25 protein-coding genes are annotated in these 26,292 nt (G+C 69.1%); 12 read left to right on the forward strand and 13 right to left on the reverse strand.

What is annotated here, in order from left to right; all coding sequences use genetic code 11:
• The first annotated feature begins 56 nt into the window (after positions 1-56).
• Positions 57-1,283, forward strand: coding sequence for an aminotransferase family protein (locus tag MLGJGCBP_RS21715; protein ID WP_160097971.1), 1,227 nt, complete (start codon positions 57-59; stop codon positions 1,281-1,283).
• Here MLGJGCBP_RS21715 and MLGJGCBP_RS21720 read toward each other — a convergent pair.
• Positions 1,247-1,549: a hypothetical protein gene (locus MLGJGCBP_RS21720; RefSeq protein ID WP_160097972.1), complete on the reverse strand. Its 303-nt coding sequence runs from the start codon at positions 1,547-1,549 to the stop codon at positions 1,247-1,249. The genes MLGJGCBP_RS21715 and MLGJGCBP_RS21720 overlap by 37 nt on opposite strands.
• An 18-nt stretch (positions 1,550-1,567) precedes the next feature.
• On the opposite strand from MLGJGCBP_RS21720, the gene MLGJGCBP_RS21725 reads away from it, so the two are divergent.
• On the forward strand, positions 1,568-2,284 hold the full coding sequence (locus MLGJGCBP_RS21725) for a hypothetical protein (RefSeq protein ID WP_160097973.1): 717 nt from the start codon (positions 1,568-1,570) through the stop codon (positions 2,282-2,284).
• Here the strand turns inward: MLGJGCBP_RS21725 and MLGJGCBP_RS21730 are convergent.
• The gene (locus tag MLGJGCBP_RS21730; RefSeq protein WP_160097974.1) at positions 2,270-2,950 is read right to left on the reverse strand and encodes a PhzF family phenazine biosynthesis protein; all 681 of its coding nucleotides are present in this window, start codon (positions 2,948-2,950) and stop codon (positions 2,270-2,272) included. The genes MLGJGCBP_RS21725 and MLGJGCBP_RS21730 overlap by 15 nt on opposite strands.
• Positions 2,951-3,038: 88 nt before the next feature.
• Here MLGJGCBP_RS21730 and MLGJGCBP_RS21735 point away from each other — a divergent pair, with 88 nt between their 5' ends.
• Complete coding sequence (locus MLGJGCBP_RS21735) at positions 3,039-3,962, forward strand: hydrogen peroxide-inducible genes activator (RefSeq protein WP_087555818.1); 924 nt, start codon at positions 3,039-3,041, stop codon at positions 3,960-3,962.
• Positions 3,963-3,975: 13 nt separating this feature from the next.
• Here the strand turns inward: MLGJGCBP_RS21735 and MLGJGCBP_RS21740 are convergent, their stop codons facing one another.
• On the reverse strand, positions 3,976-4,740 hold the full coding sequence (locus tag MLGJGCBP_RS21740) for a LysR family substrate-binding domain-containing protein (RefSeq protein WP_160097975.1): 765 nt from the start codon (positions 4,738-4,740) through the stop codon (positions 3,976-3,978).
• A gap of 58 nt (positions 4,741-4,798) precedes the next feature.
• Here MLGJGCBP_RS21740 and MLGJGCBP_RS21745 point away from each other — a divergent pair, with 58 nt between their 5' ends.
• On the forward strand, positions 4,799-5,203 hold the full coding sequence (locus MLGJGCBP_RS21745; protein ID WP_087555820.1) for a DUF5997 family protein: 405 nt from the start codon (positions 4,799-4,801) through the stop codon (positions 5,201-5,203).
• 3 nt (positions 5,204-5,206) lie between these two features.
• On the opposite strand, the gene MLGJGCBP_RS21750 is transcribed toward MLGJGCBP_RS21745, so the two are convergent.
• From MLGJGCBP_RS21750 to MLGJGCBP_RS21760, 3 genes are all read right to left on the reverse strand, one after another.
• Positions 5,207-7,711: a DEAD/DEAH box helicase gene (locus MLGJGCBP_RS21750; protein ID WP_160097976.1), complete on the reverse strand. Its 2,505-nt coding sequence runs from the start codon at positions 7,709-7,711 to the stop codon at positions 5,207-5,209.
• Positions 7,712-7,751: 40 nt separating this feature from the next.
• Positions 7,752-8,789, reverse strand: coding sequence for an alpha/beta fold hydrolase (locus tag MLGJGCBP_RS21755; RefSeq protein WP_015890471.1), 1,038 nt, complete (start codon positions 8,787-8,789; stop codon positions 7,752-7,754).
• 145 nt (positions 8,790-8,934) lie between these two features.
• Positions 8,935-9,903: a proteasome assembly chaperone family protein gene (locus MLGJGCBP_RS21760; RefSeq protein ID WP_160097977.1), complete on the reverse strand. Its 969-nt coding sequence runs from the start codon at positions 9,901-9,903 to the stop codon at positions 8,935-8,937.
• Between the two features lie 300 nt (positions 9,904-10,203).
• Between MLGJGCBP_RS21760 and MLGJGCBP_RS21765 the strand changes: the two genes are divergently transcribed.
• The 3 genes from MLGJGCBP_RS21765 (at position 10,204) to MLGJGCBP_RS21775 (ending at position 12,923) form a co-directional block, all read left to right on the forward strand.
• Positions 10,204-10,830, forward strand: a complete 627-nt coding sequence (locus tag MLGJGCBP_RS21765; RefSeq protein ID WP_160097978.1) for an MBL fold metallo-hydrolase — start codon at positions 10,204-10,206, stop codon at positions 10,828-10,830.
• Between the two features lie 118 nt (positions 10,831-10,948).
• Entirely contained in the window at positions 10,949-11,614 is a 666-nt protein-coding gene (locus MLGJGCBP_RS21770; protein WP_160098000.1) for a DUF5642 family protein, read from the forward strand.
• Positions 11,615-11,774: 160 nt separating this feature from the next.
• Positions 11,775-12,923, forward strand: a complete 1,149-nt coding sequence (locus MLGJGCBP_RS21775; RefSeq protein ID WP_160097979.1) for a DUF4192 domain-containing protein — start codon at positions 11,775-11,777, stop codon at positions 12,921-12,923.
• Positions 12,924-12,930: 7 nt separating this feature from the next.
• Here MLGJGCBP_RS21775 and galE read toward each other — a convergent pair whose 3' ends face one another.
• Complete coding sequence (gene galE, locus MLGJGCBP_RS21780; protein ID WP_087555826.1) at positions 12,931-13,923, reverse strand: UDP-glucose 4-epimerase GalE; 993 nt, start codon at positions 13,921-13,923, stop codon at positions 12,931-12,933.
• 3 nt (positions 13,924-13,926) lie between these two features.
• Positions 13,927-14,619: a metal-dependent transcriptional regulator gene (locus MLGJGCBP_RS21785; RefSeq protein WP_087555827.1), complete on the reverse strand. Its 693-nt coding sequence runs from the start codon at positions 14,617-14,619 to the stop codon at positions 13,927-13,929.
• A 133-nt stretch (positions 14,620-14,752) separates the two neighbouring features.
• Here MLGJGCBP_RS21785 and MLGJGCBP_RS21790 point away from each other — a divergent pair, with 133 nt between their 5' ends.
• Together MLGJGCBP_RS21790 and MLGJGCBP_RS21795 are read left to right on the forward strand one after the other, a co-directional pair.
• A complete protein-coding gene (locus MLGJGCBP_RS21790; protein ID WP_160097980.1) occupies positions 14,753-16,024 on the forward strand; it encodes an acetoin utilization protein AcuC in 1,272 nt (423 codons plus the stop codon).
• Positions 16,017-18,761 carry a bifunctional acetate--CoA ligase family protein/GNAT family N-acetyltransferase gene (locus tag MLGJGCBP_RS21795; RefSeq protein ID WP_160097981.1) on the forward strand — a complete coding sequence of 915 codons (2,745 nt, stop codon included), beginning with the start codon at positions 16,017-16,019 and terminating at the stop codon, positions 18,759-18,761. The genes MLGJGCBP_RS21790 and MLGJGCBP_RS21795 overlap by 8 nt, the downstream gene beginning before the upstream one ends.
• Positions 18,762-18,875: 114 nt before the next feature.
• Here the strand turns inward: MLGJGCBP_RS21795 and MLGJGCBP_RS21800 are convergent, their stop codons facing one another.
• The 3 genes from MLGJGCBP_RS21800 to MLGJGCBP_RS21810 all read right to left on the reverse strand — a co-directional run bounded on the left by MLGJGCBP_RS21800 (position 18,876) and on the right by MLGJGCBP_RS21810 (position 21,882).
• Positions 18,876-19,847 carry a sigma-70 family RNA polymerase sigma factor gene (locus MLGJGCBP_RS21800; protein WP_005240812.1) on the reverse strand — a complete coding sequence of 324 codons (972 nt, stop codon included), beginning with the start codon at positions 19,845-19,847 and terminating at the stop codon, positions 18,876-18,878.
• Positions 19,848-20,013: 166 nt separating this feature from the next.
• A complete protein-coding gene (locus MLGJGCBP_RS21805; protein ID WP_160097982.1) occupies positions 20,014-21,492 on the reverse strand; it encodes a DUF7782 domain-containing protein in 1,479 nt (492 codons plus the stop codon).
• A 30-nt stretch (positions 21,493-21,522) separates the two neighbouring features.
• Positions 21,523-21,882: a DUF3099 domain-containing protein gene (locus MLGJGCBP_RS21810; protein ID WP_160097983.1), complete on the reverse strand. Its 360-nt coding sequence runs from the start codon at positions 21,880-21,882 to the stop codon at positions 21,523-21,525.
• Between the two features lie 77 nt (positions 21,883-21,959).
• Here MLGJGCBP_RS21810 and MLGJGCBP_RS21815 point away from each other — a divergent pair, with 77 nt between their 5' ends.
• Positions 21,960-22,196: a DUF3039 domain-containing protein gene (locus MLGJGCBP_RS21815; protein WP_005240826.1), complete on the forward strand. Its 237-nt coding sequence runs from the start codon at positions 21,960-21,962 to the stop codon at positions 22,194-22,196.
• On the opposite strand, the gene MLGJGCBP_RS21820 is transcribed toward MLGJGCBP_RS21815, so the two are convergent.
• Positions 22,169-23,341: a YihY/virulence factor BrkB family protein gene (locus tag MLGJGCBP_RS21820; protein WP_160097984.1), complete on the reverse strand. Its 1,173-nt coding sequence runs from the start codon at positions 23,339-23,341 to the stop codon at positions 22,169-22,171. The genes MLGJGCBP_RS21815 and MLGJGCBP_RS21820 overlap by 28 nt on opposite strands.
• Positions 23,342-23,594: 253 nt before the next feature.
• Between MLGJGCBP_RS21820 and MLGJGCBP_RS21825 the strand changes: the two genes are divergently transcribed.
• A complete protein-coding gene (locus MLGJGCBP_RS21825) occupies positions 23,595-25,352 on the forward strand; it encodes a DEAD/DEAH box helicase (protein ID WP_087555832.1) in 1,758 nt (585 codons plus the stop codon).
• A 113-nt stretch (positions 25,353-25,465) separates the two neighbouring features.
• Here MLGJGCBP_RS21825 and MLGJGCBP_RS21830 read toward each other — a convergent pair whose 3' ends face one another.
• Entirely contained in the window at positions 25,466-25,660 is a 195-nt protein-coding gene (locus MLGJGCBP_RS21830; protein WP_005240831.1) for a DUF7455 domain-containing protein, read from the reverse strand.
• Between the two features lie 262 nt (positions 25,661-25,922).
• Here MLGJGCBP_RS21830 and MLGJGCBP_RS21835 point away from each other — a divergent pair, with 262 nt between their 5' ends.
• Positions 25,923-26,276: a DUF952 domain-containing protein gene (locus MLGJGCBP_RS21835; protein ID WP_160097985.1), complete on the forward strand. Its 354-nt coding sequence runs from the start codon at positions 25,923-25,925 to the stop codon at positions 26,274-26,276.
• The last annotated feature ends 16 nt before the right edge of the window (positions 26,277-26,292 follow it).

Genomic DNA, 26,292 nt, shown 5'->3' on the forward strand with positions numbered 1-26,292 from the left:
CTTCCCGGCGCGCCGTGGCATAGTCGGCTCGGGCGGGGTTTCACGAAGGGATCAGCATGGCGTCGGCACTGTGGCACGGATTCGCGGACATGGGCGCGGTGGAACAGAAGGGCGCCTTCGTGGTGTCCCGCGGCGAGGGCGCGTACATCTGGGACGATCGCGGCAACCGTTACCTCGACGCGACGGCGGGCCTGTGGTTCACCAACGTGGGGCACGGCCGCGCGGAGATCGCGGACGCCGTCGCGGAACAGTTGCGGACCGTGGCACATTTCTCGAACTTCGGTGACTTCGTTCCCGAGACCACCGCGACGCTGGCCGATCGGCTCGCGACCATCGCCCCGGTGCCGGGCAGCAAGATCTTTCTCACCTCGGGTGGTTCGGACTCCGTGGACACGGCGGCCAAGCTCGCCCGCCGCTACTGGCACGAGATGGGCAAGCCGTCCAAGACGATCGTGGTCGGCCGTCAGAAGGCTTACCACGGGATGCACGTGGCGGGCACTGCGCTGGCGGGGATCCCCGCCAATCGCGAGGGCTACGGCGAGTTGATGCCCGACAGCGCCACCGTCGCGTGGAACGACGCCAAGGGCCTGCTCGAGCTGATCGAGAAGGTCGGCGCCGACACGATCGCCGCGTTCTTCTGCGAACCCGTCATCGGTGCGGGCGGCGTGTATCTGCCCCCGGAGGGCTACCTCGCGGAGGTCCGCGACATTTGCCGCGAGCACGACATCCTGTTCGTGGTCGACGAAGTGGTCACGGGATTCGGCCGCATCGGCGGCGAGTGGTTCGCGTCGACGCGATTCGACCTGCAGCCCGACATGATGACGACCGCGAAGGGCCTCACCTCCGGGTACGTCCCGATGGGTGCGGTGTTCATCGCCCCGCGGGTGGCCGAGCCGTTCTTCGCCGGCGGGGTGTGGTGGCGGCACGGCTACACCTACGGTGGGCATGCGGGTGCCGCCGCGGCCGCGCTCGCCAACCTCGACATCATCGAGCGCGAGAACCTGCTGGCGGAGTCGAAGCGGCTCGAGTCCTCGTTGCACGAGCACCTCGCGCCCCTCGCCGACCACCCGCGGGTCGAGGAGGTGCGCAGCGGTCTCGGTGCGGTCGCCGCCGTGCAGTTGGCCGATCCGGCGGAGGCGCTCCCGTTCGTGAACACGTTGCGTGAGTTCGGAATCTCGGGCCGCGCCGCCGGACAGGGCGCCATGCAGATCTCGCCGTCGTTCGTGATGACGGACGATCAGGTCGCTCAGCTCGCGGACGGGTTCCGCCGGGCGCTGGGCTGATCCGGGCCGGCGCCCCGCCTGCGGAGGCGGTGCAGGGCGCCGGTGACCCGGTCCCGCCACGTCGGCGCCGCCAGCGCGATCTCCTGCTGCCCGTCGTGCGCGGCGTACGCGCGGGTGTAGCGCTCGTGCAGACGGGCCCGCACCTCGTCGGGCGTGTACGCCTTGCGTTGCCGATCCGCGCGGATCGCGACGACCCCGGTCGCGGCGACACCCACCACACCGGCGAGTCCGAGAAGTTTCCACCATTGCCTGCCACGGGGTCGCATCCTTCTAGGCTAGGGCCCATGGACGCGCCACGGCACACGGACGCACGACGACACGGTTCCACCATCGACCTCGACACCGCGGTCGACGTCACCCGCACCGGCGACATCTGGATCTTCCGCGGAGAATCCCCGGCCGACAGGGCCATCCAGACGCTGACGAACAGTCCGGTCAACCACGTCGGCATGTCGGTGGTGCTCGAGGACCTTCCGCCGCTGATGTGGCACGCCGAGCTCGGTCATTCGTTGCAGGACATGTGGACGGGCCGCTTCCAGCGTGGTGTGCAACTCCACGACCTGCGCGCCGCGGTCCAGGTGTGGGGTGCGCGGTACGGGCAGCGGGGATGGCTGCGTCAGCTCGCCGAACCGGCGACGCCGCAGCAGGAGGACGCGTTGCTGCGGGCGATCGCGCGGCTCGACGGCACGCCGTTCCCGTCCACCGCGAAACTCGCGTCGCGGTGGTTCGGTGGGCGCCTGCCCGGGTCGCGCCGTCGCCGGGAGCAGTCGGCGAGTCTCGAAAGCGCCTATTGCGCCGAGGTGGTCGCGCAGACGTACGAGGAGATGGGTCTGATCAGCGGTCGCAGGCGCACCAACTGGTACGACCCCGGCAAGTTCTGGAGCGGTGACCGGCTTCCCCTCGCGCCCGGTGTGACGCTGGGCCGGGAGATCGAGGTGAGCCTGAGCGAGGCCGACCTCGCCGCGGGCCGGGGCAGGCGCCCGTCGTCAGAGGGTGCGTGACTTCTCGGGGTGGACCCGTCCGCCGACCTCGACCCAGCCGGCGGGGTCGTACGTGGTGCGCAGTTCGGACCCCTTGCCCTGGGTGATCAGGAGAGCGTGCCGCAGGTGCGCGGTGATCCGGACGGCAGCGGCTCCGGTGGCCTCGTCCTCGGTGATGCCCATGTCGGGGGCGAACATTCGCGACCGGATCGAATGCTCGACCTTGTCGGTCCACGCCCACAGGTAGTGGTGCCCGGCACCGAACTTCTTCGGGTCGGCGGCCTGAACCTCGCGCACGCTGCCCATCGGGTACAGCGAGAACTCCGGCGCCCACTCGGGCCGGGCCCGCACCCAGGTGATCGCGCCGGAACGCCGGGTGGCGACGGTGCCCGCGGGGACGTCGATAGTCTTGACGGCGGCGCCGCGCTCGTGCAACCACCAGGACAGCCCGACGGTGGGATGTCCGGCGAAGGGCAGTTCGGTGGTCGGGGTGAAGATCTGGGCGCGCGCGTGCTCGTCGCCGGGCCCGGGAATGTCGACGAAGATCGTCTCGCTGTATCCGAGCGTGCGGGCGACGGACTGCCGATCCTCCGGCGGGACGGCCGAGGAGTCGACGATACCGAGCGGATTGCCGTGGCGTCCTTTGTCGTCGGTGAACACGCGTACGACGTCTACGTGGATGGGCATTGACGCACCCTATCGCCCCCGGCGTTCCTGCATTGTGCAGGAACCCGTCCGACAGGCCGAGGCGATGGACGGCATTAGGCTGATAGGCATGGCCGATCAGAGTTATCAACCCACACTGTCGCAGCTGCGTGCGTTCGTGGCAGTCGCGGAGTACCGCCACTTCGGCACGGCGGCAGCACGATTGAGTGTGAGCCAACCCACACTGTCGCAGTCGCTGGCCGCACTGGAGAACGGGCTCGGTGTGCAGCTCATCGAGCGCAGCACCCGGCGCGTCCTCGTCACCGCGGCGGGGGAGCGGCTCCTCGGTCAGGCCAAGGTCATCCTCGAGGCCGCGGACGGTTTCGTCGCGACGGCCGCGGGTGTCGGCGACCGGTTGGCCGGCCCCCTGCGGATCGGACTCATTCCCACCGTCGCCCCCTACGTGCTGCCTGCCCTGCTGCCGGCGCTGCGCGAGGAGATGCCCGCACTGGAGCCGCAGGTCATCGAGGACCAGACGGCGCGACTCCTCGAGGCACTGCGTGTGGGCTCACTCGACGTCGCGGTGCTGGCCCTGCCGAGCGGTGTCGGCGGTCTCGTCGACATCCCCTTGTACACAGAAGATTTCGTGATGGTCGTCCCGGAGGGGCACCCGCTGGCCGGTCGCACCGACATCTCCCCGCCCATGCTGGACGAGCTTCCCCTCCTGCTGCTCGACGAGGGACACTGCCTGCGCGACCAGACCCTCGATCTGTGTCGCTCGGTGGACGCGCATCCGGTGGCGGGCGACACCCGCGCCACGTCGCTGTCGACGGTGGTGCAGTGCGTCGCCGGCGGACTCGGCGTGACCCTGGTGCCGGAATCCGCCGTCCAGGTGGAGACCGGACGGGGGCCGCTCGCGACCGCCCGCTTCGCCGCCCCCGCGCCCGGTCGCACGATCGGCCTCGTGTTCCGGTCGTCCAGTGCCCGAGCGGACGACTACGGGCAACTCGCGCGCCTGTTCACGAAGACGGCGCCGGTGGGCACCCCCGCCTGACGGGCGGAGAGTGTCAGGACCGCCGACGCGGTTTGCCCTTCTTGCCGCCTTTGGGTTTGCCGCCCTTGGCGCCGGTGCCGGAGCGCGGCGTCCGCGCCCCCACGGCCGGTTTCTGGCGTGCGGCCGCCGCGGCGGGACGCTTCTTCTTCGGCTCGGCCGCCGCCGGGGTGCGGCCCCGGGAACTGTTGACGGTGCGACCCCGGACGATGCCGATGAACTCCTCCACCAGTTCGGTGGTCTCGTCCTCGGGCCACGACAGCGCGATCCGCGACTCCGGGCCGTCCGACACGGTCCGGTAGACGAGGTCCTTGCGGTGGTGGAGCCGGGCGAGGGACTGCGGGACGACGAGCAGCCCGACCCCCGCGGCCACCAGTTCGATCGCGTCGGCCGTCGTGGCCGGACGGTCCGCGGCGGGCAGTCCCGGCACGCGGTCCCACACGAGGACGTCGTCGAGGGGGTGCTGGATGATCTCGTCGGCCAGATCCGCGATCGACACCTCGTCGACCGCCGCCACGACGTGATCCTTCGGTGCCACGACCACCGGGATCTCGGTGTACAGGGGGATCGCACTGAGACCGGTCCGGTCGATCGGCAGCCGCACCAGGCCCACGTCCGCACTCCGGCCCCGCAGCTGATCGGGTGCGTCCGCGGCGGACACCGGGACGAGCGTCAGGGGGACGTCGGGAAGCCGTTCGGCCCAGATCCGAACCCACTTGGTGGGGGTCACGCCCGGGACATACGCGAGCCGGAAGGGAGGGGATGCATCCGCGTCTGTCACTCCGCCAGGCTACCGGGCGTGGTCAACGGCACCGCACACGCTCGTTACTCTTGACATCATGACGTCGCACAAGAGCCCTCAGACTATGAAGCCCGCCACCGCGGCGAAGAAGCTGGGTGTGTACCTCGAGGCCACCCCCGCGGAGTTCCAGGAGGGTGTCGTCTCCCGCGACGAGCTCGGCGCACTGCAGAGCGATCCGCCGGAGTGGCTGCTCGAGCTGCGCCGCAACGGCCCGCACCCGCGTCCCGTGGTCGCCGCGAAGCTGGGGGTGTCCATCGCGGGCCTCGCGCGCGGCGGTATCACCGACGCGCTCACCACCGAGCAGATCGACGCCCTCATGGCGGATCGCCCCGAGTGGCTGCAGCAGGAGCGCGCCACCCAGGCCGAGGTCCGCAAGGAGACCGTGCGCATCAAGGAGAAGAACGCGGCCCGGCGTGATCAGCCCCGCCGGCCGCGTTCCTGACCGCTACCCCTCGACGATGCTGAGCTCGTCGAAGATCACTTCACCGGCCGCGTCGGACTCGGGGAGGTCCACCACCGCCGTCAACGCCCACCCGTGATCACCCTGCGGGTCCTCGAGGACCTGCCGGACCCGCCACAGCTCGGGCGCGGTCTCCACCTGGAACAACTGGGGGCCGCGCGCCGAGGGTCCGGTGCCGAGGGAGTCGTATTCGTCGAAGTACGGCTGGAGCTGGTCCTCCCACTCCTCCGCGTCGATGCCGTCGTCCAGCCCCTCCAGTTCGGCCCACCGCCGCCGCGACGCGAGGTCGATGCGCCGGAACATGGCGTTGCGCACCATCACCCGGAATGCCCGCGTGTTCGCGGAGATCGGGCGCGGCACGTCGGCGCCGAACGCGACCTGCTGGTCGTCGCCCTCGGCGCCGGGGTCGGTGAGTGATTCCCATTCGTCGAGCAGGCTCGAATCGACCTGGCGGATCAGCTCACCCAGCCACTCGATGAGGTCGTCGAGTTCCTCCGTCCGGGCCTCCGTCGGAACGGTTTGGCGCAGTGCGCGATACGCGTCCGCGAGATACCGCAGGACGAGCCCTTCCGAACGGGCCAGACCGTAGTGGCTGACCATTTCGGCGAACGTCATGGCCCGCTCGACCATGTCCCGCACGACCGACTTGGGCGACAGCGCGAACTCCGTGATCCACGGATGCCCACCCCGGTACATCTCGAACGCCGGGAACAACAGGTCCGCGAGAGGCTTGGGCCAGGTGACCTCTTCGAGCAACTCCATGCGTTCCTCGTATTCGATCCCGTCGGCCTTCATCTGTGAGACCGCCTCGCCGCGCGCGAAGTGCTGCTGCGCCATGAGCACCTGCCGCGGGTCGTCGAGGGTCGACTCGATCACCGACACCACATCCAGTGCATAGGAATCGGATTCGACGTCGAGGAGTTCGAGCGCGGCCAACGCGAACGGCGACAGCGGCTGGTTGAGGGCGAAGTCCCGCTGGAGTTCCATCGTGAGCCGGGCCATGCGGCCGTCGGCGTCGGGTTCGTCGAGTCGCTGCACCACGCCGGCGTCGATCAGCCCCCGGTACAGCGAGAGCGCCTTGAGGATGTGCTTGCGCTGCGCCGGCCGCGGCTCGTGGTTGTCCTCGAGGAGGTGCCGCATGGACTCGAAGCAGTTGCCCGGTCGTGCGATGACGTTGAGCAGCATCGAGTTCGACACGGAGAACCTCGAGACGAGCGGCTCCGGCGATGCGGCGACGAGGCGATCGAACGTGGCCTCGCCCCACGACACGAATCCGTCCGGCGCCTTCTTGCGCTGCACCTTCCGGCGCTTCTTCGGATCGTCGCCTGCCTTGGCCAGTGCCCGCAGATTCTCGACCTCGTGCTCGGGGGCCTGCACCACCACGGTGCCCAGGGTGTCGTAGCCGGCGCGTCCCGCGCGTCCCGCGATCTGGTGGAACTCGCGGGCCCGCAGGTGCCGCGTGCGGGTGCCGTCGAACTTGGTCAGCCCGGTCAGCAGCACGGTGCGGATGGGAACGTTGATCCCCACGCCGAGCGTGTCGGTGCCGCAGATGACCTTCAGCAGACCGTCCTGCGCCAGTTTCTCGATGAGGCGCCGGTACTTCGGCAGCATGCCCGCGTGGTGGACGCCGATCCCGTGCCGGACCAGGCGCGAGAGCGTCTTGCCGAATCCGGTGGTGAACCGGAAACCGCCGAGGGCGTCGGCGATGGCGTCCTTCTCCTCGCGCGAACAGAAGTTGACACTCGTCAGGGCCTGCGCGCGTTCCAGGGCGGCGGCCTGGGTGAAGTGGACGACGTACACCGGAGCCTGATTGGTGGTCACCAGTTCCTCGATCGTCTCGCTCACCGGTGTCGTCGCGTAGGAGAACATCAGCGGAACGGGGCGTTCGGTGCCCGCCACGACGGTGGTGGGCCGCCCGGTCCGGCGGGTGAGGTCGGTGGAGAAGAAGTCGACCTCCCCGAGGGTGGCCGACATGAGCAGGAACTGGGCGTGGGGGAGTTCGACGAGCGGGACCTGCCACGCCCAGCCGCGGTCGGGTTCGGAATAGAAGTGGAACTCGTCCATCACGACCTGGCCGATGTCGGAGTCGGGGCCCTCGCGCAGCGCGAGATTCGCGACGATCTCGGCGGTCGCGCAGATGATCGGTGCCCGCGAGTTGACGGCGGCGTCGCCGGTCATCATGCCGACGTTCTCGGCGCCGAACACCTCGCACAGGGCGAAGAACTTCTCGCTGACAAGGGCTTTGATCGGGGCCGTGTAGAACGTGCGCTTGCCGGTGGCCATGGCGTAGAAGTGGGCGCCGACCGCCACCATCGACTTACCGGATCCGGTGGGCGTCGCCAGGATCACATTGGCCCCGGACACCAGCTCCATGACGGATTCTTCCTGGGCGGGATAGAGCGTCAGTCCCCGCTCTTCGGTCCAGGAGGTGAAGGCGTCGAAAACGGAATCGGAATCCGCGTTCTCGGGGAGCAGGTCGGAGAGAAGCACTGCTACAGGCTAGCCGGACGGCCGTGCGCCGTTGCCGGGCCTATGTCGCGCTACGTTCGTCCGATCCCATCGCGTCGAGAACCGCCATGCGGGTGGACGCGCTGCCGGTGATGGTGCTCTCACCGACGCCGGTGACGAGCATCTGCCGCCACTTCGCTTCGTCGAACTGTAAGGGATGGGTGCCGGACAGGAACTTCTCGATGGTGCGCAGGAACCGCATCGGGTCGTCGCGGAACGGGAAATGTCCTGCGCCGCGGAAGATCTCGAGGTGAGATCCGGGCATCGCCGCGTGCGCGAGGTGGGCGTGGCTCACCGGAATGACGGCGTCCTGATCGCCCCAGATGAGCTGCACCGGGAGGTTCTCGGTCAGATAACATCGGTCGAGCATCGTGACGACCTGCCCCCGCCAGTCGACGACCGCGCGGAGGGTACGCAGGTACGCCTCGTACGCGGTGGGGTCGTACAGCTCCGCGAGCACCCGCACCAGGTCGGGAGTGTCGTGGAGCATCGCGCCGGGGCGCAGGCGCGTGCCGTTCAGCTGACTCAGCACGTTCCCCACCAGTCGCACGGTGGGCATCGCGCCGGGAATGCGCAGCAGTTTCAGGGCCTCGTTGACCACCGGGACGGACGCGAGCCGGAGCAGCGGGTGGACGTCCTTGGTGACGCCGCCAGCGGACACCAGGACGAGGCGGTCGACCATCTGCGGGAACTGGTAGGAGAACTGCATGGCGACGCCGCCGCCGAGCGAGTGACCGACGACGGTGACCTTGTCGATGCCCAGGGTGGACAGCAGGTCGCGCATGCCGTTGGCGTACGCCGCGACCGAGTAGTCGGCCCGCGGCTTGTCGGAGCGTCCGTGCCCCAGCAGGTCGGGGGCGATGACGGTGTAGTTCTTGGCGAGATGCGGGATGATCTCGGTCCACGTGGACGAGTTGTCGCCGATGCCGTGGATCAGCAGCAGTGCCGGACCCTCACCCGCCATGCGGAACGCGCGACGGTAGCCGTGGATCGTGCGGAACATCATACGGGTTTCGGCGTTCGGAACAGGCCTGAGCTTACGAATGCGGTTGTCGCTCATGTCGCCTCCTGAACTAGGTGCATTTCCCGAATGTTGACAGCTCAATCATCCGCTTGGTCTCGACGCTATTGCACCGGTCCCGGCCGAACAACTGGACCGTGCGGTCGCACAGTGCCGAGAGGGCGACCGCACAACCGCTACCCGATCAGGCCCCGCTCTGTGATCCCCCCTCCTCCTCGGAGTTGCCGCCCTCACCGTCCTGCAGCGCCTGTTCGGCGAGGAAACGCTCGAATTCCGCACCGAGTTCGTCGCCACTCGGCAGGTCTTCCTCGCTGGCCAGGAGCGTGGACTGCTGTTCTTGAGCCGTTACGTAGGCATCGTACTGACGTTCCAGGGCGTGGACGACGGTTTGTACCTCGTCGTTACCTGCGATGTGCTCGTCGACCTGTTCGCGGACGCGGGCAGCGGCCTCGCCGAGCGCGGCCAGCGGCAGATCCAGGTCGGTGACGTCACTCACATTCTCCAGGAGGGTTTCCGCCGCCCCCGGATAGTCCGTCTGCGCCAGGTAGTGGGGAACGTGAACCGAGAAACCGACCGACTCGTGCCCGTGCTGCGCCATGCGCAACTCGATCAGCGAGGACGCGCTCCCCGGCACCTGCAATTCACCCGACCAGCGCTGGTGGTCCTTGATCAGGTCCTTGTTGGTGGAATGCGCGGTCACGCCGAGCGGACGGGTGTGCGGGATGGCCATCGGGATGGCGTTGATGCCCACGGTCCGGCGCACACCGAGCTGCTCGGCCAGCAGGCGCACCGCCGTCGTGAACCGCTCCCAGCGCAGATCGGGCTCCATGCCGGCCAGCAGCAGGAACGGGGTACCCGCCGTGTCCTTCAGCGCATACAGGTTCAGCTCGGGCTGGTCGTAGTCCGAGAAGTGATCGGCCTTGAACGTCATCGTGGGCCGACGGGAGCGGTAGTCCACGAGCTCGTCGACCGCGAAGGACGCGACGAGTTCGCTCTCGAGACTCTCACGGAGATGCGTCGTGGCGAGTTTGACGGCGTGGCCTGCGTCGGAGAAGCCCTCGAGTCCATGGATCAGCACGGGTCCCTGCCCGTCCGCGGAGGACAGCTGCGGTGCCGGGAACTCCAGCTCGTACATCTTCGACTGTTCGTCCATTACAGACCTCTTCTCCTTCGTGCCTGGCCTCCAGTGTCCCCTATCGTCTCCGGCATCGATACGTCGGACTTTGCTCTCGGAGGCCCTGCTCTGGGGGAACACGCCACGCGCGACCGATAATTCCCGCCGGAACTCCTCCGGTGTTCGCCCACAGCGAGATCCCGCGCACGGTCTGTGACAATGTGAGGAACGGCACGATCCGAGACGGACGACCCTGGAGGTGCGCATGTCGACACGGGTGCGAGCGATACGGGTGCGAGCGATACGGGTGCGAGCGATACGGCGATCGGAGGCCGGGTCGTGAGCGTGCGCATCGACCGGGTGGTCACGTCCGGCACCTTCAGTCTCGACGGCGGCACCTGGGACGTCGACAACAACGTGTGGATCGTCGGTGACGACGCCGAAGTCGTGGTGATCGACGCAGCTCATACCGCCGCCCCGATCGTCGAGGCCGTCGGCGGCAGGCGCGTCCGGGCGATCGTCTGCACACACGGTCACAACGACCACGTCACCGTGGCTCCCGAACTGTCCGCGGCACTGGACACCCCGCTCTTCCTCCATGCCGCCGACGACGTGTTGTGGCAGCAGACGCACCCCGCCGTCGCCTACACGCCGATCGAGGACGGGCAGGAGATCGCGGTGGCCGGGACCGACCTCCGCGTGCTCCACACGCCCGGGCATTCTCCCGGTTCCTGCTGCCTGTATCTGCCCGAGGCGGGGGAGTTGTTCAGCGGCGACACCCTGTTCTCGGGCGGTCCGGGAGCCACCGGGCGCTCCTACTCGGACTTCCCGACGATCATCGGATCCATTCGCGATCGCCTGTTCGCGCTGCCGGCGTCGACGACGGTCCGCGCCGGGCACGGCGACGGCACCACCATCGGCACCGAATCCCCGCATCTGGAGGAATGGATCGCCCGCGGCAGCTGAGCCGCAGCCTCCCCGCCGTCGGTGCGTCGGCGTGGCAGAGTGGCGGAAAGGGCACATCCGACACGGGAGGACCACGGTGACATCTCGGCGCACAGCGGTACGGACAGCCGTCGCCCCGGTGGCCGCGCTGGCCGCGGCGGCGATTCTCGCCGGGTGTACCTCGACCGTCTCCGGTGAACCGCAGCCGAGCACCACCATCGCGGCGGGTTCGCCGTCCGGAAAGGGACTGTCGAAGCTCCTGCTCGATCCGGCCGACTTCCCCGCCCCGTACGAGGCGATCGTGCTGCCCGCCCAGGCCGTGTCGATGGCGGCACCCGACCTGACGGGGGTTCCACAGGGTGCGGTGGTCGACCCCGCGGACTGTGCGCCTCCTGCGCAGGACTACGGACCGACCGGCACGGTCATGGCGGTCGGTACCGACAATGCGAGCCGTTCGACGATCTCGGTCGAGCTCACCAGGGCCGATACACCCCTCGAGGACCTGGCGGAACAAACGAAGACGTGCGGTGAGGTCACCGTGACGGACAGCGGGGCCGAGTCCACCGTCATCACCGAGATCACTCCGCCCCCTCCCGTCCGGGCGGACGACACCCTCGCGCTCCGGCGGACCGTCAAATCCGGCACCGGGAGCGAACAGGTCACCCAGTCGATGGTGACGCTGATCGCGCAGGTGGGCGACGTGCGGGTGTCCGCGACCTTCATGTCGTTCGGCGAGGCGAAGGCCGATACCGTCGCACTCGACGAAGTGTTCACCGCCGCCGTGCAGAAGGTGCAGAACAGCTGAGCAGGCCCTAGCACAGGGCTCCGACGACTTCTCGGCCGAACGGCGCGTCCGCGCGGCGCGGCGGCCGGGTTGTCCACAACCCGTCGCCCATCCACAGCCCTCTGCGTTTCCCCAGTTCGCCCACCGACCCCCGCGACGTCGACCCGACAGAGTCTGGGGCATGACGACACCCGCATTCCCCCACGGTTCCGGCTTCTCCGACGATCCCGGCGGGGAACCGCCCCCGCAGCAGCACACGGTCACGCTGTCCGCTCCGGACGACCTCCTCGCCTCGATTCCCGCACTGCTCGGATTCCGGCCGGCCCGGTCGATCGTGGCGGTGTGCCTGACCGGGAAGCGCAACTCGTCGGTCGGCGCCGTCATGAGACACGACTTGGTCCTCGGAGGTGCCGCAGGGCCGACCCCGACGATGTGCGCGGCGCTCGGCCAGTTCGCCACCGTCTGTGAGCGCGACCGCGCCGGCGGGGTGATCCTGGTTCTCGTCGACGACCGCTTCACCAGCCCGGCCGCGCTCTGCCTCGACGAAATGTCCGCGATCGTCGAAGAATTCGAGGAGCTCCTCGAATTCACGCCGACCGGCCTTCTCGACGTCTTCGTCACGGCGGAGATCGCCTCCGGCGGTGCATGGTTCAGCTTCTTCGGCGGCAATTACGGCATCCAATCCGATCCGGCGGCGTCCCGCGTCGCGCTCGCACGGGTCCTCGAGGGCAAGCCCATCCGCGCCTCACGCGAGGAGATGGAGGCCACGATCGAGGTGGGACCGGTGCTCGAACGGATGCAGATTGCCGCCCTCATCGAACGTGGCCGCCCATCGTCGCTTCTGCGACGGGAACTGGCCGAGCGGTCGTCCATGCCGGAGCGCTGCCACCGGCTCGAGCTCGAACTGGTGCTGACACACGTGGCACGGGTGTCGTCCGGTGAGAGGCTCCTCGCGCCGGAGTACGCGGAACTCGCACTCGCACTGGACAATGTCACCGTCCGGGACAGCGTGCTCGCGCTCGCCGTCGGCCCGTATGCCGACGATGCCGAGCAATTGTGGATTCTCCTGGCCCGCAACCTCCCCGACCCGGAACGCGCGAACCCGGCGGCGCTGCTCGGCTACAGCGCCTACCTGCGGGGAGACGGACCGTTCGCGGGCATCGCGCTGGCCGCCGCCCTGGACTCGGAGCCGGGGCACAGGCTGGCCACCCTGCTGGACGGTGCATTGCACAGCGGAATGCGGCCTGGCGAGGTGCGGGGACTGGCCGACGTCGGTTACGAACGCGCGAGCGCGGTCGGTGTCGTGCTGCCCCCGCCCCTCGCCGGCTGAGCCGGCGTCAGCGACGTGCCGCGTGCGACCGGTCGCCCAACTCCTGCAGGTAGGCCCAGGCGTCGGCAACGATCTCGTCGAGGTCCGTGTGCTCCGGCCTCCACCCGAGTTCGGCGATCGCACGATCACTCGACGCGACGAGCACGGCGGGATCGCCGGCCCGGCGCGGTGCGTCCTCGACCGCGATGGGGAGCCCGGTGACCCGCGCGCACGCCGAGATGACTTCGCGCACACTGAAACCCGCGCCGCTTCCGAGGTTGTAGATGCGGTGCCTGCCCTCGATCGACGACTCCAGTGCCAGCACGTGTGCCTCGGCGAGGTCGAGTACATGGATGTAATCGCGGATCGCCGTTCCGTCCGGAGTCGGCCAGTCGGTTCCGAAGATCGAGATCTTCTCCCGCTGGCCGAGCGCCACCTGGAGCACGAGAGGAATCAAATGCGTTTCGACGACCCGGTTCTCGCCGGCCGACTTGTACGCTCCCGCGACGTTGAAATACCGCAGGCTGGTCGCCGCAAACGAATGCGCCACCGAGTACGAGGTGATGGCATGGTCGATCGCGAGTTTCGTCGCCCCGTACGGATTGGTGGGACGCGTCGGATCGGCCTCCGTGATCGGCGAGTGCTCGGGCTCGCCGTACGTCGCGGCCGTCGACGAGAACACGAGTTTCTGCGTCCCCGAATGCCGCATGGCCTCCAGGAGTTCGAGCGTGGTGACGACGTTGCCGCGCCAGTACTTCTCCGGGTGCTCGACGGATTCGCCGACGAGCGACTGCGCCGCGAAGTGCAGGACCCCGTCGAACCGCGGAGTGCCGGTCGTGCCGAGCACGTCCGTCACCACCTCCGCGACGTCACCCTCGATGAACTCGGCACCGAGCGGCACCGCGTCGGCATTACCCGTCGACAGGTCGTCGATGACGACGACCTCGTGTCCTCGTTCGAGCAGGACTGTACTGCAGACGCTGCCGACATAGCCGGCGCCGCCGGTGACCAGAAGTTTCATCGACTATCCCTGAACCTGCTTCACCTGGACGGCGTGCGCCATCTCCTCGGACAGATCGAACCCGGTGTGGCCGGGCACCGTGATCGTGACCGACCCGGGCTTCGTCTCGACGGTGACACGCGCGTCCGGTACGACGCCCGCCTCACGCAACTGCCCGATGACGTCCGGATCCGATTGCACGTGCTCGGCGAGACGGCGGACGACGACCGCGGTCGGCTTGCCGGGCGGCACGTCCGTGAGGCGGATAAGCGTCTCCGGGGGGTCGACCGGGCGATCGAGTCCGAGCAGCGCGAGTCCCGGAATCGGGTTTCCGTACGGCGAGGTGGTGGGGTTGTTGAGCACCTCCACCAGGCGCCGCTCCACTTCTTCGCTCATGACGTGCTCCCACCGGCACGCCTCCGCGTGAACGTCTTCCCACCGGAGTCCGATGACGTCCACGAGGAGTCGTTCGGCCAGGCGGTGCTTCCGCATCACGGACACCGCGAGTTCGCGGCCCTTCTCCGTCAGTTCCAGGTGGCGGTCGCCAGCGACCAGGAGAAGGCCGTCCCGTTCCATCCGGGCGACGGTCTGGCTGACCGTCGGGCCGCTCTGCTCGAGTCGTTCGGCAATACGTGCTCGAAGTGGGACGACGCCCTCTTCTTCCAAGTCATAGATCGTCCGGAGGTACATCTCCGTGGTGTCGACCAGATCCTTCACACTCACACCCCTTCGTCTCGGTTGATTCTACCGGTGATTGCCCGGCACCGGCGCCGTCCGTCCCCGCCGCGCGTCGGTGACGGTCCGGCGGGGTCTGCTGACACCCTCCGCGGGGGACCAGTAGCGTGAGTCCATGACCGCGTCGTTCAGTTCCGGGGAGGATTCGGCTGCACTGGTATCGAACCGTGCAGTCGTGTGGAGTCCGGACTATCTCAGTTATCGGTGGAGTGCGGACCACCCGATGAATCCCACGCGGCTCGAGCTGACCATGTCGCTCGCGCGCAGCCTCGGGACTCTGGAGGGGGTCGAACTGTTGCGGCCCGCCGCCGCCTCGGACGCAGATCTGTTGCGGATCCACACTCCCGCGTACATCGAGGCGGTCAAACAGGCCGGTCACTCCGCGACGTCCGGTGTGCTCGGCGCGGAGGCACCGCACGGGCTCGGCACGGAGGACAATCCCGTCTTCCCCCAGATGCACGAGGCGAGCGCGATCCTCGCCGGCGGGTCCCTCGCCGCGGCGCAGGAGATCGCAGCAGGCCGCACCCGCCGCGCCGTGAGCATCGGCGGCGGCATGCACCACGCCATGCCCGACTGGGCCTCCGGCTTCTGTGTGTACAACGATGTCGCCATTGCCATCTCCTGGCTGCTGGACAACGGTTTCGACCGGATCGCCTACATCGACGTCGACGCGCACCACGGTGACGGGGTCCAGCACGCGTTCGCGCACGACCCGCGGGTCCTGACGATCTCGCTGCACCAGCACCCGGCCACCCTGTGGCCCAACACGGGGTGGTCGAGCGAGGTCGGCGAGGGTTCGGCGGAGGGCACGGCGATCAATCTGCCCGTGCTGCCCGGCACCGTCGATGCGTTGTGGCTGCGCGGTTTCCACGCCGTCGTGCCCGGCGCCCTCGCCGCGTTCCGGCCGCAGATCGTGATCAGCCAGTGCGGTGTCGACAGCCACCGGGAGGACCCGCTCGCCGACCTCGCGCTGACGGTCGACGGCCAGCGGGCCGCGTTCCTCGCGATGCGCGACCTCGCCGACCGCTACGCCGAGGGGCGCTGGCTCGCCGTCGGCGGCGGCGGATACGGCCTCGTACGGGTCGTCCCGCGCGCGTGGACCCACCTGATCGCCGCGGCGCTCGACCGCGAGATCGACACGGCCCGTGCCGTGCCCGAGGCCTGGCAGGCGCGGGCGCACGCCCTCGCGCCCAGTGTCGACCTGCCGGACACGATGGGCGACGGCGGGGAGGTCGACTACCTGCCCTGGGACGGTCCCGGTGGCACACCGGAAACCGGGATTCCGTCGGTCGACCGCGCGTTGACGCGGATCGACTCCGCCGTCATCGCCACCCGCCGCGCCTGCTTCCCCCTACTCGGACTCGACCCGGAGGATCCCCGTGACTGAGCAGGCGGACGACAACGAAACGACCGGCGTCACGGAGTCCTCGGGCGGCACGGAGAAGGCGGGTAGTGCCGGGGCGACGGGGAAACCCGACCCCGCGCACGACTACCCGCGGCACTGGGTAGCCGACGTGCTCGCGGCGGACGGTGGGGCGGTCGCGCTGCGGCCGATCGTGCCCGAGGACGCGGACAAACTCGTCGCGTTCCACTCCAAGCTGTCCGAACGCACCCGCTATCTGCGGTATTTCGGTCCCTACCCGACCATGTCGCAACGGGACGTCGTTCACTTCACCACGGTCGACCACCACGACCGGGTGGCGTTCGTGGTGCTGCTGGGGGACGAGATCATCGCCGTCGGCCGCTATGAACGGCTCACCGGCGAAGGTGACGGCAAATCCGCGGAGGTGGCATTCGTCGTCGCCGACGCGCACCAGGGCCGCGGACTCGGGCCGATCCTGCTCGAGCACCTGGCGGCGGCGGCCGCGGAGAGCGGTCTGACGATGTTCGTCGCCGAGGTCCTCGCCGAGAACCGGAACATGGTGACCGTCTTCCGCGAGGCGGGATATCAGGTGAGTCGCAGCTTCGAGGGCGGCGTGCTCAGGCTCGAGTTCGCGATCGACCCCACCGAAGCGATGGTGTCCGTGCGCAATTCCCGCGAGCGGGCCGCCGAGGCTCGGAGCATGCGCAACGTGCTCAGTCCGCGTTCGGTCGCGGTGATCGGCGCGTCCACCGACCGGGCGAAGGTCGGCAACGCCGTCCTGACCAACCTGCTGCGAGCCGGATTCACCGGCCCGGTGTACCCGGTCAACGCCGAGCACCGTTCGGTCCACGGGGTGCGGGCGTACCCGACGGTCCGGGACATCCCCGACGAGGTGGACCTCGCGGTCGTCGCCGTCCCCGCCGAATCGATCAACGCCGTCCTCGACGACTGCCTGGACAAGGGAGTCAAAGCCCTCGTCGTCGTGTCCTCGGGATTCAGTGAAACCGGAATGGACGGACGGCAGTCCGAGCGCCGCCTCGTCCACGCCGCCCGCGCACACGGGATGCGGCTCATCGGTCCCAACGCGCTCGGCGTGGCCAACAACGACCGTGACGTGTCGTTGAACGCCACCCTGGCGCCGGTGCTGCCGAGCCCCGGCAACGTCGGCTTCTTCTGCCAGTCCGGCGCCCTCGGCATCGCCATCCTCGACGAGGCCGCGCGGAGCCGAATCGGATTGTCCGCGTTCGTCTCCGCAGGAAACCGCGCCGACGTCTCCGGCAACGACCTGCTGCAGTACTGGGATTCGGACCCGGCCACCGAGGTCGTGCTGCTGTACCTGGAGAGCTTCGGCAATCCCCGCAAGTTCTCGCGCATCGCGCGGAGGGTGGCGCGGAACAAGCCGATCGTCGCGGTCAAGAGCGGGCGGCACGCCGTCCCCCCCGCGCTGGCGGCCAGCGGGGGCGAGATGGACGATTCGATCGTGCGCGCCCTCTTCGAGCAGGCCGGGGTGGTGCAGGTCGGGTCGATCTCCCAGTTGTTCGACTGTGCGCTGCTGTTCGGGTACCAGCCGCTGCCCGCAGGCCCCCGGCTCGCCGTGGTCGGGAACTCCACCGCACTCGGTGTCCTCGCCGCCGACGCGGCCCGCAGCGAGGGGCTGCAGGTCGGCGACCCCGTCGACCTCGGCCCGCAGGCAGGTCCCGAGGAATTCGCGACGGCCGTGCGGACGGCACTCGCGTCCTCCGACGTCGATTCGGTGATCGCCGTGTTCGTTCCCCCGGTCGCCGTTCCCGTCGAACCCTTTGCCCAGGCGCTGCGGGAAGCGGTGCGGGAGGCCGACAAACCCGTCCTCACGACGTTCCTCGCGGCGGAGGGCGTGCCCGACGTCCTGGCGGTCCGCGGTGAGGACGGGCACCCGACGCGCGGTTCGGTGCCCTCCTATCCCGGTCCCGAACGCGCGGCGCTGGCGCTGGCGCGGGCCTGGCGGTACTCGGCCTGGAAGAGCAAGCCGTCCTCGAAAGTGGTGCGCCCCAACGGGATCGATCCGGAACGGGCGAAAGCGATGATCGACGGCTGGCTTTCGACGTCGTCCGGCCGCTGGCTGTCGGACTTCGAGGCGTCGCAACTCCTCGCGTGCTACGGCGTGGACGTCGTGGAATTCCGGTCCGCTACCACCGAGGAGGAGGCCGTGCAGGCCGCAGAGGAACTGGGATACCCGGTGGCGGTGAAGGCGACGGGGGAGCAGTGGCGGCACCGGCCCGACCTCGGCGGCGTCCGCCTCGACCTCGTCGGACCGGATTCGGTCCGCTTGGCGTACCGCGACCTCGCCGCCGCCTCCGGTGAACCTTTGCTCCAGGTGCAGCGGATGGCCACCAAGGGGATCGGCTGCGTCGTCGGCGTACAGGACGACCCGTCGTTCGGTTCGCTCATCTCGTTCGGGCTCGCCGGCGTGATCTCCGACCTGCTCGGTGACCGCGCCTACCGGGTGCTGCCCCTCACCGAGGACGCCGCAGTGGAGATGATCGACGCACCGAAGGCCGCGCCGCTGCTGTCCGGCTACCGCAGCGCGGTGCCGGTGAACAAGTCGGCCCTCGTCGACCTCGTGCAGCGGATCTCCGCGCTCGCCGACGACCTGCCGGAGGTGCGGGAGTTGGCCTGCGAACCGGTGCTCGCGTCCGCAGAGGGTGCGCTGGTCACCGATTCGCGCGTGCGGATCGGCCCGGAGCCCAGCGTCGCGGACCTCGGCCCCCGCCGGCTGCGCTGAGCGGTCGGCAGACCCAGACGGAACGGACCCCGGACAGCACGGACCCCGGACAGCACAGCGCCGGTGCCGGTCGCGTACGACCGGCACCGGCGCTGATTCGGAGGGAGACCCGGGTCAGCTGGCGTAGGAGCGCAGCCGCTCGGCGCGGTCGCCCTGACGCAGCTTGCCCATCACCTCGCGCTCGATCTGACGGACACGCTCACGGGAGAGCCCGAAAAGCTTGCCGATCTGGTCGAGGGTGCGCGGCTGACCGTCGTCGAGTCCGTAACGCAGGCGGATGACCTGCTGCTCACGTTCGTCGAGCGTGGCGAGCACGGTGCGCACGTCGCTGTGCAGGAGTCCCGCGATCACGGCGTTCTCCGCGGACGTGGCCTCGGAATCCTCGATGAAGTCGCCCAGCGGGGCTTCCTCGTCGTTGCCGACCGGCATGTCGAGGCTCACCGGGTCGCGGCTGTGGTCGAGCAGATCCGCGATCTTGTGCGCCGGGATTCCCGACTCCTCGGCGAGTTCGTCGTCGGTCGCCTCCCGCCCGAGTTGCTGATGCAGCTCACGCTTGATGCGGGCCAGCTTGTTGACCTGCTCGACGAGGTGCACTGGGAGCCGGATGGTGCGGCTCTGGTCGGCCATTCCGCGGGTGATCGCCTGACGAATCCACCAGGTGGCGTACGTCGAGAACTTGAACCCCTTCGCGTAGTCGAACTTCTCCATCGCGCGGATCAGGCCGAGGTTGCCCTCCTGGATGAGGTCCAGCAGGGGCATGCCGCGACCGGTGTACCGCTTCGCGAGCGACACGACGAGCCGCAGGTTGGCCTCGAGGAGGTGCGCGCGGGCGGACTGTCCTTCCCGGACGACCGTCGCGAGGTCGCGCTTCTTCGCGGGGGAGAGGCGCTTCCCGGTTTCCAGGATGTGCGCGGCGTACAGCCCAGCCTCGATTCGCTTGGACAGTTCCACCTCGTCTGCGGCCGTCAGCAGAGCTGTGCGGCCGATTCCGTTCAGGTAGACGCGGACCAGGTCGGCAGCGGGGCTCTGGGCGTCCAGATCGGCAGCGCTGGGGCGAATGCGAGTAGTGGTGCTGGGGCTTGTCATGACTTGCCTCCTCATCGGTGGTGTCTCATATGGATCAACGCACCGACGGCCCGGGAAAGTTCCCGGCCGGTAATTTATGAAGACGCTGTGACCTGCGGGTTCCTCGATTCGGTCCTGAGAAGTTGCTGAGAACACGTATAAGGGGGACGGGTCGGGAACCCGGCGGCTACGCGGGAAGCACCAGTCCGTGCCGGACGAGGGCGTGCACGAGCGGCACCGCCGACTGTGCGAGTTCTTCCGCGTCGACCCCGTGCGCGGCGGCGAGGAGTTCGATCAGTTCGCCCAGCACGAGGCCGTCGCCGCGCATGCCCGCGACGAGCGAGGCGACGAGATCGTCGACCTCGTGCTGCCACGCCGGACCGTTCCCCCGGTGCAACCGGGCGACCACCTGCGTCCATCCCTCGTCGCCGGGCAGGAACACCCGCTCCAGGGCGGTGCTCTCCTCGACGCGGAACCGGGCGGTGAGCACGTCGTGGTCGCGCAGCCAGGCCACCCGTTCGAAGTACGCGAGCGCCTCCGCGCCGAGCGGATCGGTGAAGCCGTGGGTGAGGTCTTCCGCCATGAGGTCGGTGGGTGCGTCGGTCCGGCGCAGGTAGACGAACCCGAAACCGACTCCCTCCACGTCCGCGCTCGCGAGGTGATCGAGCCAGTCCTCGGCGATCGTCGCGGTGGCCGGGTCCCGGGTGTCGAGGCCGCCGTCCCGCATCCAGGTGCCGACGTACAGGGCCGGGTCCGCGACATCCCGCTGCACCACCCACGCGTCGATCCCGTGGGCGGGCAGCCAGGACGCCACCCGGGCACGCCAGTCCTCGCCCTCGACGTGGATCCACGACGCCAGCATGGCCGCCGTGCCACCGGGCGCGAGATAGCCGGCCACGCGGGAGATCATCAGTTCGCTCGCGCCGTCGAGGTCGAGGCCGGAGTCGCGGTAGGTGTGGCCCACCGTGGCGCGGCTCACGACGAACGGCGGATTGGCCACGACCTGATCGAACGTGCGGCCCTCGACCGGCTCGAACCACGACCCGGCGAGCAGTTCCACCTCCTGCTCGTTGAGCGCAGCCGTGACGGCCGCCAGGTCCACCGCCCGGACGTTCAGGTCCGTCGCCGTGATCGAGTCGGCGTAGGAGGCGCCGTGCAGGGCCTGGATGCCGCACCCGGTCCCGATGTCGAGCAGCGTCCCGACCGGGGCGGTCGGGGTGGCCTGCAGCAGCGACAGCGACGCGTGCCCGACGCCGATGACGTGATCGACCGGGGTCTCGCGGGGGCGCAGGGAACCGTCGAGGTCGGAGAGCACCCAGCGGTTGCCCCCGCCGATGTCCAGCGGCCGCAGGTCGAGGGCGGCCCGGACGACGTCGCCCTCGGATTCGAGCAGGCCCGCGGCGACGGCGTCCTCGACCGCGAGCGGGGACAGCGCCGCGGCCACCTCGCCGGCGGGACAGTCGTCGGTGAGGAGGAACAGCCGGATCATGGTGCCGAGTTCGCCGCAGGACGCGCTGGCCCGGCGCACCGGGACCGGTTCGTTGCGGCTCAACGCCGCATGGACCTCGGGGCCCAGCGCATCGAGCAGGGTGTCCGTGTCGTACCGATTGCGGAGGAGGGCCGCACGCAGGGACGGGCAGATCGACAGCAGTTCGTCACGGTTCACCCGTGCATTGTTGCAGGACGCCCCGCGGCGTCAGCCCTCGATCGTGTGGTGTGGCGGCGCGGGCAAGGCGGTGGACGGCGACTCGCGGTGGTCGTACCGGCTGGGCTCGTCCTTGGTGCGCGGAGGCCGGTCGTTCGCGATGAGGACCGCGATCCACGGCAACGGGATCGACACGCCGATGATCGCCATCGAGATCCACGGGTTCTCCCAGATGCCGTACGCCACCGCCGCGAAGATCAGCGCCGGGAAGCGGAACGACATGATGAGCAGATACTTGCGGACACGGGCACGGTGCTGATCCTCGATGGACCGCGCTGCCTCGGTGATGAGAACCGGATTATTCGGTGAGCCGGCGTCGTGGGACCCACCGAACCCTGCACTTCGTGCCATGACTCCACTGTTCCACTGTCGGGCGGCAAATGCACACGGGGGGTGGGATCACCGGCCGGTTGCGGCATTATTGAGGGGTGAGCACTCAAACCAAGGAACGGCCCGACGTCACCACCGACGAGTCGACCGATGACGACACTCCCAAGTTCTTCCATTACGTGAAGAAGAACAAGATCGCGGAGAGCGCCGTCATGGGCACTCACGTCGTCGCGTTGTGCGGCGAGGTGTTTCCGGTGACGAAATCGGCGAAGCCGGGATCGCCGGTCTGCCCCGACTGCAAGAAGATCTACGAAGGATTGCGCAAGGGCGACTGAGGCTTCGCCGGCGCTCGCCGCACACCCGGGGGCTCGGGAGATTCTCGTACCGGGCCGTCGGGCTTTTCGTCGTTCCCGGTCCCCTGCCCGTCCGGATCGGGACGGGCGCGGTCGCCGACCACCTTGATCGGGCCGGTGGCGATGCGACGCGTGAGGCTGGTCACCGGACCCGCCGACGGTGAACTCTCGGCCTGCGCGGCGATCCAGTCCCGCATCTGGTCGATGCGGGTCGCCCTGGCCGGCCAGAACTCCTGCACGGTGGCGTTGAACTCGGCGCCGAGCACCACCGCGAAACCCAGGAAGAACGTGAAGAGCAGGAACGCGATCGGCGTGGCCAGCGCCCCGTACGTGTATCCGGTGCCCGCGACCCAGGAGAGGTAGCGGCGCAGGCAGGTGCTCGCGCCGAGGAAGAACACTCCCGCGACGAGCGCGCCGCCGAGCATCCGGTGCCAGGGCAGCGACCGGGGGAGCGCCACCTTGTACAGCGTCGTCAGGCCGACGATGAGCAGCAGTCCCACCCCGGGGTAGTAGAACGTGTCGACGATCTCCGTCCCGATCGTGCGCCACGCCTCCGGGAGGACCCTCCCGACGAGCGTCGGCCCCAGCGCGACCAGCGGCAGGGTGAACACGGCGAGGATCAGGAACATCACGTAGAGCAGCAACGCGAACACCCGCTGCCACACGGGGTGCCGCGCCTCCTGCTGGCCGTGGGCCTCGACGATCGAGTCCACGAACGTGGAGATGGCCGACGAGCCCGCCCAGAGGGACAGCAGGAAGCTCAGGGACACGATCTCGGGGCGTCCCCGTTCGAGGACGTCCCCGACCGTCGGGCGGATGATCTGTTCGACGACGCTGTCGCTGAACACGGTCCCGCTGAAGTTGATGATCTTCGACTGGATGATGTCGACGGTGTCGGGTCCGAACCACCCGCCGACGTAGCCGAGCATTCCGAGCAGACCGAGCAGGAGCGGGGGCAGCGACAGCGTCTGCCAGAACGCCGCGGCCGCCGCCTTCCCGAAGATCGAATCGTCCCACGCCTTGCTCGCTGTGCGACCGATCACGCTCAGTGCGCGACGTAGCGGATGCCACCCGGACCGGGGTGGAGCACCGCCACTCTGCGGTGTCGTCGAGGGTGTTTCGGTCATGATGTTTCCAGCATCCCTGACGACACGCCCGGTTGCCCACCGCTGCTGTCCTCGTGTCGCGACAAATCTGTCACTATCGGAACTCGCGAATGCGGTTCGCGTCGGATCCGGGCGCTAGGCTCCTTGACGGACAGCGCCTTCGGGTGTGGACCGGACGTGTCGATCGATACCGAGGAGTGCGAGCAAACAGTGCCATGCCAGCGGAGGGCAGCCCGTGAGTGCTGAGACAGTGGGCTCCCAGTCGGCGCCGAGAGTGGAGACCGAGGCCGCGCAGATCGTAGGCACCGAGGCCTACCTCGCACAGACCGAACCAGCCAGGCCCGCGGGATCGCTGCGCGCCTGGCAGCGTCGTGCGCTGACCAAGTATCTGTCCACCGGACCGCAGGATTTCCTCGCGGTCGCGACGCCGGGCGCCGGTAAGACCACCTTCGCGCTGCGGGTCGCGTCGGAACTGCTGCGCGACCGCACCGTCGACCAGGTGACGGTGGTCGCGCCGACCGAGCACCTCAAGCACCAGTGGGCGGAGTCCGCGGCGCGCAACGGCATCGCGCTGGACTCGTACTTCTCGAACTCGACCGGGCAGACGTCCAGCGACTACCAGGGTGTCGTGGTGACGTACGCGCAGGTCGCCTCCCACCCGTTCAAGCACCGGGTCCGCACCGAGAGCCGGCGCACGCTGGTCATCCTCGACGAGATCCACCACGGCGGCGACGCGAAGAGCTGGGGTGACGCCATCCGGGAGGCGTTCGGGGACGCAACCCGCCGTCTCGCCCTGACCGGTACGCCGTTCCGCAGCGACGACAGCGCGATCCCGTTCGTGACGTACGAACCCGACCGCGAGGGTCTGATGCGCTCGAAGGCGGATCACTCCTACGGGTACTCGGACGCGCTCGCGGACGGCGTCGTCCGGCCCGTCGTGTTCCTCGCGTACTCCGGCGAGGCACGCTGGCGGAACAACGCGGGCGAGGAGTTCTCCGCGCGGCTCGGCGAGCCGCTCAGCGCGGAACAGACGGCCCGCGCGTGGCGCACGGCCCTGGACCCGTCGGGCGACTGGATTCCCGCGGTCCTGCACGCCGCCGACACCCGCCTCGGCCAGTTGCGCACCGGCGGCATGCCCGACGCGGGCGGCCTGGTGATCGCGACCGACCAGACCGTCGCCCGCGCCTACGCGCAGACCCTGAAGGTGGTCACCGGCGAGGATCCGGTCGTGGTCCTCTCCGACGACCCGACGGCGTCCAAGCGGATCGCCGAGTTCGGCGCGAGTACCCAGAAGTGGATGGTCGCCGTCCGCATGGTGTCGGAAGGCGTGGACGTCCCCCGCCTGGCCGTCGGCGTGTACGCCACCAGTGCGTCCACCCCGCTCTATTTCGCGCAGGCGATCGGTCGTTTCGTGCGGTCCCGCCGCAAGGGGGAGACCGCGAGCGTGTTCCTCCCGTCGGTGCCGGTGCTGCTCGACCTGGCCAGCCAGCTGGAGGCGCAGCGCGACCACGTGCTCGGCAAGCCGCACCGGGAGAAGGACGGCTTCGACGACGACCTGCTCGCCGACGCGAACAAGCAGAAGGACGAACTCGGCGAGGAGGAGAAGGCGTTCACCTCGCTCGGTGCCGATGCCGAGTTGGACCAGGTGATCTACGACGGCTCGTCTTTCGGGACGGCCACGTTCTCGGGATCCGACGAGGAGGCCGACTACCTGGGTCTGCCCGGCCTGCTCGACGCCGATCAGATGCGCGCCCTGCTGCGGCAGCGTCAGTCGGAGCAACTGGACAAGCAGGAGCCCGCCGCGCCCGTGCACACGCCGGTTCCGCAGGTCGCGGACCGGGTGGCTGCCGCCGGTCAGCTCGCGCAACTGCGCCGCGAACTGAACAGTCTCGTCGCGATGCACCACCACCGGACGGGCAAGCCGCACGGCACCATCCACGGCGAACTCCGGCGGGTCTGCGGGGGACCGCCCACGGCGATCGCCACCGTCGAGCAGCTCACCGAGCGGATCTCCACCCTGCGGCAGTGGTGACCGCCGTCGCCGCGTGACGCGAACGCAAACAAGAGACCGGCGAGTGCAGTGCACTCGCCGGTCTCTTGTTGCTGAAAGAGGTGAGCCTGGGACGGGTCACCCGGGCTGACGTATCAGATTGCAGCTTCGGCTTCGGACACGATCGTGGCGTTCATCTCGCGAAGACGGTCTGCGTGCTCGTTGGCGTGGTGACCGCAGAAGAGCAACTCTCCTCCGGTCGGAAGGACCGCGCGAACGCGGGCTCCCGCACCGCACCGGTCGCACCGGTCGGCTGCGGTCAACGGGGGGCTGGTCAGTGTTCCGGGCATGACTCCTCCGTACTGGCTTTTCGACTGATGCCGAGTGCCTGGGGCCTTGGTCCGCCGCGTCGGGGGTGGCGCGGTGGATCTACTCTGTCAGACGTTTGGGGTTTACGCGTTGTTCCCGACGGCGTTTCTCAGTGTTGCATCACACACGAAACCGGGCCGAAACGTGCGGACAGCGGCGTGACGAGCGCCGATGCGAACAGACCGATCGGTCCGAGTTCGCTGACAGCTGATTCGATTTCGGGCGTGACGCTAGTCTCGCCGTGTGAAATCCGAAGACCAGCTCGTTCACATCTGCAGCCGCGACGAATGGCGCACCGCCGAACGCGAAGGCGCTCGCGTGCCCGCCACGTACGCCGCGGACGGATTCGTGCACCTCTCCACCTCCGCCCAGGTGCATCTGCCCGCCAACCGGTTGTTCGCCGGGCGCACGGACCTCGTCCTGCTCAGACTCGACCCCGACGCGCTCGGTGCGCCGGTGAAGTGGGAGCCGGGCGTGCCGGCCGATCCGGCGTCGATGCTCTTCCCGCACCTGTACGGGCCGCTGCCCGTCACGGCGGTCACCGCCGTCGAGGAGTACCGCCCCGACGCCGACGGCACGTTCCCGGCCCGGCGCTGACGCGAGCCTTCCGCGG

This window comes from Rhodococcus sp. T7 (assembly GCF_009872365.1).
Lineage (GTDB): Bacteria > Actinomycetota > Actinomycetes > Mycobacteriales > Mycobacteriaceae > Rhodococcus_F.